This window comes from Dactylosporangium sp. NPDC049140 (assembly GCF_040648435.1).
Genome location: NZ_JBEZDS010000106.1, coordinates 1 through 11,407, shown reverse-complemented (window position 1 = coordinate 11,407; position 11,407 = coordinate 1). Strand labels below are relative to the sequence as shown.

Annotated in this window: 7 protein-coding genes and 1 pseudogene; 1 reads left to right on the top strand and 7 read right to left on the bottom strand. The window is 73.7% G+C overall.

Annotated features, from left to right (window positions below; genetic code table 11):
• Window positions 1-450 (bottom strand): annotated as a pseudogene (locus AB0B76_RS57825) (hypothetical protein); the annotation flags it as partial.
• A 210-nt stretch (window positions 451-660) separates the two neighbouring features.
• Window positions 661-3,621 (bottom strand): BTAD domain-containing putative transcriptional regulator, encoded by a 2,961-nt coding sequence (locus AB0B76_RS57820; RefSeq protein ID WP_360394666.1) that lies wholly within the window; start codon window positions 3,619-3,621, stop codon window positions 661-663.
• An 824-nt stretch (window positions 3,622-4,445) separates the two neighbouring features.
• Here AB0B76_RS57820 and AB0B76_RS57815 point away from each other — a divergent pair.
• Window positions 4,446-6,650, top strand: coding sequence for a hypothetical protein (locus tag AB0B76_RS57815; protein WP_360394663.1), 2,205 nt, complete (start codon window positions 4,446-4,448; stop codon window positions 6,648-6,650).
• A 192-nt stretch (window positions 6,651-6,842) separates the two neighbouring features.
• On the opposite strand, the gene AB0B76_RS57810 is transcribed toward AB0B76_RS57815, so the two are convergent.
• The 5 genes from AB0B76_RS57810 to AB0B76_RS57790 form a co-directional block, all read right to left on the bottom strand.
• Window positions 6,843-8,063 (bottom strand): hypothetical protein, encoded by a 1,221-nt coding sequence (locus AB0B76_RS57810; protein WP_360394660.1) that lies wholly within the window; start codon window positions 8,061-8,063, stop codon window positions 6,843-6,845.
• Window positions 8,060-9,511 (bottom strand): hypothetical protein, encoded by a 1,452-nt coding sequence (locus AB0B76_RS57805; RefSeq protein ID WP_360394657.1) that lies wholly within the window; start codon window positions 9,509-9,511, stop codon window positions 8,060-8,062. The genes AB0B76_RS57810 and AB0B76_RS57805 overlap by 4 nt, the downstream gene beginning before the upstream one ends.
• A gap of 538 nt (window positions 9,512-10,049) precedes the next feature.
• Window positions 10,050-10,313 (bottom strand): hypothetical protein, encoded by a 264-nt coding sequence (locus tag AB0B76_RS57800; protein ID WP_360394654.1) that lies wholly within the window; start codon window positions 10,311-10,313, stop codon window positions 10,050-10,052.
• Between the two features lie 445 nt (window positions 10,314-10,758).
• Window positions 10,759-11,097 (bottom strand): hypothetical protein, encoded by a 339-nt coding sequence (locus tag AB0B76_RS57795; RefSeq protein ID WP_360394651.1) that lies wholly within the window; start codon window positions 11,095-11,097, stop codon window positions 10,759-10,761.
• Between the two features lie 60 nt (window positions 11,098-11,157).
• A partial coding sequence (locus tag AB0B76_RS57790; RefSeq protein ID WP_360394648.1) for a transposase occupies window positions 11,158-11,407 on the bottom strand: 250 nt, incomplete at its 5' end.

Genomic DNA, 11,407 nt, shown 5'->3' with positions numbered 1-11,407 from the left:
CAGCCGGTCGCGGCGCTGGTTCTCGGTGTGCATCAGCCAGACCAGGTAGCCCAGCGCCGACATCCCCGCGAAGAACCCGGCGAGCAGCTTGTTGTCGTGGGCCATCCAGTTGAACGCGACAGCGAACGCCGCGATCGCCGCCGACAGGATCCGCGAGGCCACCGCGCGCTCACCCAGCCGGCGCCGCACGTCGGCGTTCGCGAGCACGACGATGCCGCCGAGCTCCAGCGCGCCCACCGCCGGGATCGCCCAGATCAGCGGGATGCCGAGCGCCTCGACCGCACCGGACACCTGCCCGGCCAGGGCCACGAGCAGCACCACGAAGTAGAACAGCTGCCGCATGTACGAGGTGTGGCGGATCGTGCGATGCAGATCCGCGTCGGCGTCGGCGATACCGGTGGGGTGCTGGGCCCGCGGGTGGGTTCGGTCGTCGGGTGGGGCGCTCGTCATCGCGTGCTCCGGTTGGTGGGTGCTGGTCGTGGCTTTGCGGCGTGGGGAGCGTGGTGCCGGGAGTCGGTGATGGGCCGTCGGTGGCTGGCCGGATGCGGGGGAGCGGTGCGTGGTCGGTACCGGTGGCGGTGATCGCGTTTGGGATATGGCGGAGGTGTTCGAAGGTGGTGCACAACGTCGGTGGCGTCGACCAGTCTGGTCGGCTGGTGGTCACGCCGGTTCCTGCGTGGTAACCCCGGCGTCGGGTCGATGGTCGGGAGGGTTGGTGCTCGTGAGGTCGCGTTGGAGTTGGGCGGCGAGGGCGATGGTGTCGGGGGAGGGTGGTTCGTCGATGTCGTTGAGGGCGGTGCGGAGCTGGTGCAGGACGGCGCGGATGGCGGCGGTGTCGCCGAGGCGGGCGTAGGCGCGCATGGTGTGCCGGGCGATGTCTTCGTTGATCGGGTCGAGGTCGGTTGCGGCTTGGAGGAGGTCGGCGGCGCCGCGGGGGTTGTCGGCGGCGATGAGGTCGGCGAGGGCGCGCCGGGCGTGGATGCCGTGGCGGCGGAGGTGTTCGCGGGGTTGTTCGATCCAGTCGTAGTCGTGGCCTTGGGCGAGCGGGCCGGTGTGCGCGTCGACGGCTTGCCGGAGGAGGGCGGCCCGGTGGTGCGGGTCGGTGACGGTGCTGGTCTGGCGGAGCAGGTCGATGACCTGCCACAGGTCGAGGTCGAGGAGGTTGGGGTCGAGGTGGTAGCGGCCGCCGGTGTTGATGACGGGTTGGATGGTGGTGTCGGCGGCGGCTTGGCGGATGCGGCGGCGGAGGTCGCCGACTTCGGTGGAGAGGCGTTCGCTGGCGCGGCGGACGGTGGCGGTGGGCCAGAACGCTTCCATGATGTCGGACAGGTCGGCGCCGTTGCGGTGTACGGCGAGGTAGACGAGCAGTTCCCGGGCGTGGTGGCGCAGGCCGGTGATCGGGGCGCCGGTGCGGTCGACGATGGCGGGTTCGCCGAGCAGCCGGATGCGGACGGCGGCCCGTGGTTGGTGGGCTGCTGGTGTGGGCGCCGCCTGCGCCGCGTTCGGGGCCGGGTCGGGGGAGGCCTCGGCGTCGGTGGCTGCGAGCTGGGTGGGGGCGGGTCCCTCGAGCGGTGCCTCGCCACCGCCGGACTCAGCAGCGGTGGGCGGCGTCGCAGGGACGCTCGGCGCTGCTCGCGGCGGATTTTGTGGACTATCGGGGCTTGTGGGTGTGGTCGGGGCGGTGGCGCCGGTCGCGGGCGGCGGCTGGGGTGTGGGGGGTTGGCCGGTGTGGGCTTCGCAAAGGACGTCAAGCAGGTGCCGGGTGGTCGGGATGTCGAGGACCGCAAGCTGGTGGCCGTTGCTGGCGTGGCCGTCGGCGTCGACGGTGAGGGTGTCACCGCCGGGTCCGTCGCCGAGCAGGACCGCGCTGATCTGCAGGGCCGCGCCCAGCCGCAGGGTGGTGGCCAGCCGGACCCGGTCGTCGGCCGGTGGGGCGGTCGCCAGGAGCAGGACCGGGGGCATGGGTGGGTGGTACGGGTCGGCGGCGCGCAGGTCGGCCAGGTCGGCGGCGTCGTGGTCGTCGAGGAGCCGCTGCCGCTCGATGAGCAGTGCGTCGATGCGGGTCAGCGCCTCAGACAGGTCGGTGGTGGCCTGCAGCCGCGGGATCTGTCCGGCGTGGACGGCGTCGGCGCCCAGCAGGGTGGTGAGGGTGGCGGTGGGTGCGATGATCTGCCCTTCGGCGTCCGGGTCTGCGGGGGTGCCGGCGGACAGGGTCGCGACGAGCAGGGCCCGGGCGGCTGGTTCGGCGCCGGGCCCGATCAGGCCCAGCCCGCTTCCCGGGACGTCGCCGACGCCGGCCAGGTGAGGGCCGCTGGGCCCCACGGGCGGCAGGGGCGGGCGACTACCGGGATCGACGGCGGTATATACGGCGACGGTCGCCGGTGGTGCGGGCGGCGGGTGGAGCAGGTCCGGGCGCTGATGGCGGAGCGCTCGGTGGATGCGGTGCAGCACCGGCGGCAGCGGACGCAGATCCGGGTGGGTGTAGAGGGGTGCGGCGGTGTCCGGGTTGGCGACGTAGCGGTGGCGGCGGCGCAGCCACACCAGCGCGCCGGCACCAGCCAATGCGGCGGCGAAGGGGACACTGATCCACCCGCCGGGCAGCGTGACGCCGTCGCGGTGCTGGTTGTCGGCGCGTCCGGGCGAGACGGTGCCCGGGGTGGGGGTCGCGCTCGCTACGGCCGCAGGGGGCTGGGGCATCCCGGTCGGCGGTGGGGTGGTGACGGTGGTCGGCGCGGTCGTGGGGGGCGGGGCGGTGGTCACGGTCTCGCCGGAGCCGGTGGTGCCGGTGGTGCCGGTGCTGGTGGTGTCAGTGCCGGTGGCGTGCTGGCGTGGCCCGCGGTCGACGGCGTCGGCGGGCAGGACGAGGTGCCAGCCGGGTTCGATGTGGTCCGGTCCGCGGCGACCGCTGCTGTCGGGCATCAGGTTCGGGTTCAGGCGTTGCAGCTGCGGGTAGCGGTTGAAGTCGCCGAGGTAGCGGGCGCTGATCGCGCCCAGCCAGTCCCCGCGGCGCACCTGGTAGCTGACCTGCTGACCGGTCGCGATGGGCGTCACCGTCGACGCGGTGTCCAGGGTCGAGGCCGGCGTGACCTGCGCAGGGGTAACGATGACGGCGGGGGCCGTGTGCGCCCATCCGGACGGACTCGGGCCGGTCACCGCCGGCGTTGTCGCCGGTGTGCTGCTGGCGGCGGCGAGGGACGGCTGGCCGAGGACCGCGACGATGCCGGCGAGGCTACCGACCAGCCCGCCCAACGCGGTGGGCAGCCGCGGCCGCAACGGCCGGTGCCGCACTGCCGCGCTGACGTCGTGGACGGTGGCGACGACCAGCCACAGCCAGCCGGCCCAGCCGAACCCGACCAGCAGATACAGCATGGTGACCGCGGTGCGCGGCTCGGCGACCACGGCACGCCAGTCGGTCTGCGTCCACAGCAGATCCTGCAGCCACCACAGTACGGCCGGTAGTCCGGCCAGGCCGACTAGGCACGCCGCGAGGCAGCCAAGCGCCTGCAGGGCGGCCGCCGTACGGTGCCGCAGCAGCAACCAGCCCCAGCGGCGACGCCCCCACGGACCGGACGGTCCCCGTCGAACCCCGGCAGGGGCGTAGACGACGTCGGCGGTCCTCATCGCGGCCTGCGTGGACCGGCGACGCCGCGTCCGTCAACAGTCCGTGCACGGTCGCGGTTGGGCGGCGCCGCCGGTCTGGTGCCGGCGGCCGGGTCGGGCGGGGCGTGGCCGCCGAGCTGCGGCTCCTGCTGCTGGCCGGGGCGGGGCCGCGCTGGCGAGCGGCCGGCCGCGGGTTTGGTGGTGGCTGTGCCCGGCCACGGCGCCGCGGCGGCGGTACGGGTGTCGGTGGCGAAGGTTTGCATGGCCATGCACGCTCCGTCGGCAGTGATCGATGCGGATCGTCCCGACCGTAGGCCGCTGGCGGCGGGCTGCAGCCCGCCGCTGCCGTCACAGCAATCACAGGGATAACACCGCAGGTCAGCGGGTATGAGAGTGGTCGGTCCGGCGCCCATGCACACGGGACGGTCGGGTGTGGCGTGAGCGGTGCGACGACCTGCGGATCAGGAACGGGGGTTGGCCCGGTGGGATTGCGATCCCGGTGACGGGACGTGCGTGGCCGCCGCTGGGTGTTCGGGCTCTGGCGACGCCGACGTTGCTGGGAGTTGCCGTCCGGGCGACCTCCCACTGATCTTGCAGATTGTGATGTTGGGGCTACCTGCTGTTGGGGCTGCCGTGCAGAATGCACATGTGGCGATGGTCGTCGATGCGTGGTGTGCCGCCGAGCTCGGCTTGAGCCCGGCGACGGCCGTGCCGGCATGGCCGGACGGCACAGCCACAGCCACAGCACCGCCGGGAGACGGGTGTCCCGGCGACGGCCGCGGCACTCTGGCTGGTCCGGCCGTGCGGCCGCCGCGCACCGGACCCGGTCGTTGCACCGGCTGGCGGTGGCGATGAGGACGCTGTGGCGGCTGCTGCGAGCGGCGGGTGCCGCCGTGGCGCTGCTGGTCGGGCTGACAGTGCTGCCCGCGGTGCTGATCGTCGTGCAGGGTGCGGTGGTGTGGGATTGGCGGGCGATGCTCGGCGACCCGCAGTCGGCGGTGACGCTGCTGGCCCTCGGGTTGGGCGTCGGGTGGCTGCTGTGGGCGGCGCTGCTGGTCACCGTCGTCACCGACACGGTCGCCGCGGTCCGCGGTCTGCGGCGGGTGAGCTGGCTGCCGGTGTCGCTGCAGTCGGCGGTGACCGCCGCGACCGGTGGTGTGCTGCTGGCCGTCCACGCCGCCCGGGGCGGCGGGACCGGCCCGGACATCATCGCCGGCACGCTGCCGGTTGTCGCGGCGGTCGCGGTCGACGCGGACACCGACCAGGTCGGGTCGCCGCCGGCCGGGGCTGCCGCACCCGCGGTGGCGGCCGGGCTGCAGGTGCCGGGCGGCTGGTTGCCGCTGCCGGTCGCCGCCGCGGTCGGCGCCGCGGTGGCGCTGGCCTGGGCGCAGCGGCGACGCGACTACCGGCCCCGGCCGCCAGCCGGGTGGCGCCGCCACGACCCGGACCTGGACCCGCCGGCCGCGCCGCTCCGCCACCTCCTCCATGCGGTGCGCGCCGCCGCTGACGACGGCCTGCCGGATACCAGCGGCCCTCCTGATCCCGGCGACCCGGCCCAGCCGGGTGGCACCGAGCCGACCGCCGACTCCGGCACCGACGCGAACGCTGGTGGGCTGGCGCCGACGGTGCTGGACCTGCTGCCGGCCGGCGACCTGCAGCTGACCGGGCCGGGCCGCCACGACGCCGGGCGGGGCCTCCTCGTGGCGCTCAGCGTCCTGCCCACCGGCCGGCCCCGCATCGTGCCGACCGCCGGGTTCGCCGCTGCGGTCCTCGGCGTGCCCCCCGCCCGCATCGGCAACGGCCCAGCGCCAGCGGCGGCGACCAGCAACGACCAGGGGGCCGCCGCCGGTGTGGTCGTGTTCGCCGGCCCCGAACCCGACGCCGCCGCATCGGTCGACAGCCGACCCGACCGCCCGGTCGGTCCCGGCCCGGGCGCAGCCCAGGCCGTGCGGTGCACGATCCGGGTCGATACGGCACCGATTGCTGGCGTGTGCTGGCACGTCGCCGCCGACGGTTCCGTCCACGCGGTCACCGGGCCGGCGCCGGCCCTCGGCCGGTTGCCGGTCCTGGACCAGCGCACCACCCTCGACATCCTCACCAGCATCGGCGTCGTCACACCCCCAGCGGCCGACACCACCCCGCCGCCGGCCAGCCGACGGCCGGAACACGGCCCGGACAGCCCCGGGACGGCTGGCGTCGACGGGTGGCCGGACCCGCCGCCCGACACCGCCGGGCAGCCCCGCCGGCTGCTCGTCCGCGTCCTGGGCGAGGTCCGGGTCGTGCGGCCGCATCCGGACGGCTCGCACAGCCCGGTCCCGGTCCGGCGCAGCGCCGGCCAGCAGATTCTCGTGCTGCTGGCCCTGCACCGCGACGGCCTCGACGACGGCGCGCTACGCACCGCGATCTGGCCGGACGTGCCCGGCAGCACCGCGCAACCCCGCTACGCCACGACCATGTCCGAACTGCGCCGCGTCCTGCACGACGCCGCCGGCCGGCCTGCCCTCATCCAGGACCCGGGCGGCGGCACCCGACCCCGGCACACCCACCGCCTCGACCCGGCCGCGGTCCAGGTCGACGTGTGGCGCCTGCAGGGCCTCCTCGACGCGGCCGCGAGCACCGACAACCCCCGGTACCGCCGGATGCTGCTCGCGGCGGCGGCGGCCGTCAGCGGTGGCGAGCTCGCCGCCGGCTGGAGCTACCCGTGGCTGCTCGAGGCCCGCGAACGCGTCGCCCGGCACCTGCTCGACGTCGCCGCCCACCTCGCCGACACCGAACCCGACCATCACACCGCACTGCGGGTGCTGCACCAGGCCCTGCACCTGGCCCCGACCAACGAACATCTGCACCGGCGCGTCCTGCAACGCCACGCCGCCGCCGGCGACCGCGACGGCCTGCGCCGCGCCGCCGCGACCCTCGCCGATCACCTCACCGCGCACAACCTGCAGGCCGAGCCGGACACCGTCGCCCTGCTCACCGCCCTGCTCACCGGCCCGCCCGGGCCGCCGGCCGGCGGGGCGGATGTCCGGGCCACGCCCGGTGGAGGCCTGTGAGGGCGCCCGGCCCGGGCCGCTGCTGCATCCCGGCCGGTCCCGGGTCGACGCTCACGCGCCGTGCCGGGCCTGCATGAACGGCGCCGGATGCTGGTCCGTCAGCAGCGTCGCCGCTCTGGCATCCGGCGGGCAGTCCACGGCCATCCCGCCGCCGTGGCGGGATGTGTGCCGCCGCGGTGGCGCCGGTGTGGGTCAGTCAGGTGCCCACTCGAGGCCGCCGGGGCCGGTGGTGATGTGGCCGGTGACGGTGATCGGTTCGGTCGCGTCGACGTCGGTCCAGTCGCGGGGTTCGATGACGTGCATGGTGTAGCGGTAGTGGATGGCGACGCGGCCGGCGACAGCAGTGGTGATGGTGATGGTGCCGTCAGTTCCGGCGGTGAGCTGCAGCTGCGGGTACTGCTGGATCGTCCAGGTCGGGTCGTCGGTGATGGCGTATGTGGGGTTGTGGGTGAACGGGCAGGTGTGGACGCGGGGTCTGGTGGTGCCGGCTTCGGGTTGGAAGTCGTGTTGGGCTGCGCAGGCGTCGATGCGGTCGTGGATGAGCTGGGTGATGGTGTCGCTGATCGGGGTGGGCACGGTCGCGGGGAGGGTGACCGCGGTGGTGCTGCCCGGTGTCCCGGCTGCGGTGGTTGCGGTTGGGGCGACCAACGGGGTTGCGGTGCGGCTGATGGTGTACTGGCCGGGTGGGGCGGTGATGGTGAGCGGGCCGTCGGCGAGCCGGGCGGTCGGGATGTCGGCGGCGGCGACGGTGACCGGGGCGGGTTGCGGCCCGGGGACGGTGAGGGCGATTGCCGGTCGGGTGGTGATGCTCCACGAGCCGCCGATGATGCCGGCGCTCTGGTACTGCAGTGTGACGTGGTCGGTGACCCGTGTCCCGGCGACGTCGTAGGAGACGGTGACGTACGCCTGCCGGCCGGTTTTGGCATCGGATGTTTCGGTCTGTCCGTCGATGGTGACGTGCTCGGGCGGCTGGTAGCCGGCGCGGAGCGCGTCGGGCTGGCAGATGGGGTTGTCGTGGGTGCACACGTCGTAGGCGGTCCAGGCGGTGACGTCGTGGGCGGTGAGCCCGTCGAAGAGGCGTTGGACGAGCTCGCGCGGGTCCGGGCCGGAGGAGCTGCGGTACACCTGCCAGCCGATCGCCGCGATGAGCAGGGTCGCGGCCACCGCAGCGGCCCCGAGGGCGCGGCGCCGGCCCGGCCGCGGTACCGGCCGAGGATCGAGGGAGGTGGTGGGTGCGGTCCCGTCCGGCAGGCGGGGGATGAGGGTCCGTCGGCCGATCGGGATGCGGGTGGCGGTCCGAGATCCGAACGGCACGAGCACGTCGGGGGTGCCGGCGGGCGGCAGCTGGAAGTGGGTGCTGGGCGTTGGTGGTGTCGATGTGCGGTCGCCTGGGGTCTGCGGTCTGCTGGTCACGGGTGTCTCCCGTCAGCCTCCGCGGCGCCTGGCGCTGGTGAGGTCGTTGTCCATCCTGGTGGTGGGGTCAGCAGTCCGGGCCGGAGCAGGACCCGCACGGCGCGGGCCGCCCACCACGCCGCTGCGAGGAGGCAGATGCCGACGGCGACGGCGCCGGAGGTTCGCCACGCCAGGGTCGAGGCGATGAGGACAGCCAGCGGCACGCCCAGCAGCAGCCGATGCCAGGGCCGGGTGACCAGCAGCCACGCCGCCGCGGCGCCGAGGCATAGGCCGCCGAGCCGCCCGACCGGCCCGATGATCGTCTCCCGCACGTTCGGCAGCCACTGGTTGAGCAGCCACGTCAAGGGTTGCAGCAGTTCGGGGCTGCCGGTCTCGTCCAACGCGATCAGCAACGCGCCGACGCCGGCCAAGGTTACGGCGACCGGCGGGAACCGCAGCCAGGCCAGCCACGACCCGTCCGGTGGCTGCGGCCGCCGCCAGATCGCCGCCGCCACCGCGACCAGGGCCGCGGCCGCTGGCAGGATCGGCAGCACCGACCAGCGCAGCAGCGGCCACAGGTCCAGATCGAACAGGCCACCGCCGATGACGGCGTAGAGCGCGGCCACGAACACCCCGCCGGCTGCCGCGCCGGCCAGAGCGATGCCGGTCAGCCGGTGCCGCACCCACGCCGCCGGTGCGTCGTCCGCACCGTCGCCGGACCGGTCGTGGCGGACGGTGGTCGCCAGGAGCATGCCCGCGGCGACGGCCAGCAACGCGAACAGCGACGCGAACGCGAGCCCGCCCCACGAGGCCAGCAGCATGCCCGGTGCCGCGAGTTTCTCCCGCGGCCCGAACCGCTGCGACCCGGCCAGGAACTGGGCAACCAGCAGCACCGACCACGCAGCCGGCACGACGATGGCCGCCACGTCGCGCCAACTGCCGGACAGCGGGGGAGGGCCAGCACCGTCACGATCGGGATCAGGTGCCTGGATGGTGCCGAGGAGGACCGCCAGTTCGGCCTCCGCGACCATCATCGGCTGGACACCCGTCACCGACGCCAGGCTCCGGCCGAGGGCCAGCCGTCCCGCCCCGACCCCTGCCGTACACACCAGGTCAGCCGCACCTGATGGCAGCTCCGCCCCGGCCATCGCTCGGCGCACCACCTCCTCCGCGGCAGCCGCCGGATCGGCGGTGGCCGGAATGTCGGCGGCGACGGTTGCCGCGTCCACCGTGGACAGCAGCGTGAAACTACCGTCGTCGGCACGGCCGACCACGGACGCGGCAACCTCGTCACCGGCCTCACACACCACGACCCGGACGCCGATCGGAAGATCGGCACCACCGGCGAGCAGGTGCCAGCAGACAGCGAGGGGCGCGGGCAGGAACGACACCGTGTGGATGCCGACCCGAACGGCTGCCGCGCGCACCTGCGCCCGCCGCCGCGCCGACCACCCCGCCGGCACGCCCACGGTTCCAGCCACAACGACGGCCCCGTTCCCCCGGGCCTCCTGCATGATCCGGCTGAACGCATCGAGCGCGAAGTCAGCGGCATGGGCACTGGATTGTGGCGGCACTCGCGTTGTGCGCTGGCAGGGATCGTCCGCCGACGGGCGTGCACTGCCCAGGCCGCGAGACGGCCCGGCGCTCGGTACCGTCGTCCAGCCTGAACCATCCAACGCCAAGACCGTCGCAGTGCCATCCGGCCACGCAAGCGCCGCCCGGACCCGGCCCTCGCCGAACTCGACGCCCAAGCGTGTCCCACGGTCCATCGACACAGTTGACATTGTGGAGCACACAAATCGCCTTCGGGTCCCCGCGAATGCGACTTCGTCAGCATTTGATTGGACATGCAACATTCGTGAGTTCCTGCAGTAGGTGGTCGGCCCGCCGGCAGCAGCGACGAGCACGGCGCGAACATAGTTGCGCCTTCTACTGATCAGAAGGTTAGGGGGTCGAGTCCCTTCGGGCGCGCAAAATCGTCAGAGGTCTGAGCTGCGGAAACGCGGTTCAGGCCCTTCGTCTGTCCGGCCTTTGTGGACGGTGGGTGTCACGTGGGTGCTCGCCGCGGACGAATACGTATCCGGAGCCGGTCCACCGCTTACCGTCGGCGACGGTGTCGCGGCGCTGGTTCTGCTGCCAGCGGCGGTGCGCCCGCAGGACCCGGACAGTGTGCTTGTCCAGGGCGACGGAGCGGCGTCCGGCGGGAGTCTTGGGGTCGTTCTCGACGATCTGGTAGCCGGCGGTGGTGCGGTTGCGTTCGACGGTGAGCACAGCCCGGTCGAGGTCGATGTCGGTCCAGCGCAGCCCGCACAGTTCGCCGCGGCGCAGCCCGCGTAGACCGGCGAGCCACCAGAACGCGTACAGGGTGTCGTCGGTGACGGTGGCGACGAACTCGGCGAGCTGGTCGGCGGTCCAGACGCGGCCACGGCCGGGTGAGCGCCGGTCTGTTCCCAGGAGGCGACGCGGGCCTCGGTCCAGACCTTGGCGTGTGGCTGCTGGTAGCCGTGGATCTCGATATGCCGGGCGGGGTTGCAGTCGAGAATGCAGTCTTTGACGGCGAGGTTGAGCGCGGCGCGCAGGGTGGTGGGCAGGTGCTGCATCGCCGACGCCGCCTGGGGCAGGCCTTTGCTGTCCGTGATCGCGGCGATCTTGGCGAAGACGGTGCGCAGAATGCTCGCGTCGAGGTCGGCGAGCGGGTAGCCACCGAGGTGCGTGATCAGGACCAGCGCGACGTCGCGGGTGTAGCGGAACGGGTGGAATGGGTGCGGCTGTCGAGGCAGTGCCGCAGCCATCGCTCGACGGTCCAGCCCTGTGCTGTGCGGTCGGCGGCGGTGCCCGCGAGCCACGCGTCACGGGCCTCCCGGGCGGCGGCCTGGGACGGGTAGCCACCGCGGCGGGCGCGTTCCCGGCGACCGAGCAGGTTGGTCGCTGAGCAGTGGAAGTACCACGAGCCGTGACCTCGCTCGGGCAACTGCGGGCAGCGCTGCTCGAGGCTCTGCCCGGCGATGTCCCGGCATCCGCACCGCGTGAAGATCACACCCTTGTCCGACCGCATGACCGCCGCCTTCCGCTGATTCATCTGCGGTCGGCATGGGGCTAGGGCGTGTCCTGCCGATCATGGGAGCCACATGAGGGCGGCGATCAGGACCAGGGCGGCGCGGTAGAGGCTGGCGCGTTTGGCGTAGCGGGTGGCTAGGTCGCGCCACTGCTTCAACCGGTTGAAGCAGCGTTCCACGACGTTGCGCTGCTTGTAGAGGACTTTGTCGAAGTCTGGTGGTCGTCCGCCGCTGCTGCCCTTCGCGGCGCGGCGGGCGACCTGGTCCCTGCGTTCCGGGATGGTGTGCCGGATCCCTCGACGGTGTAGG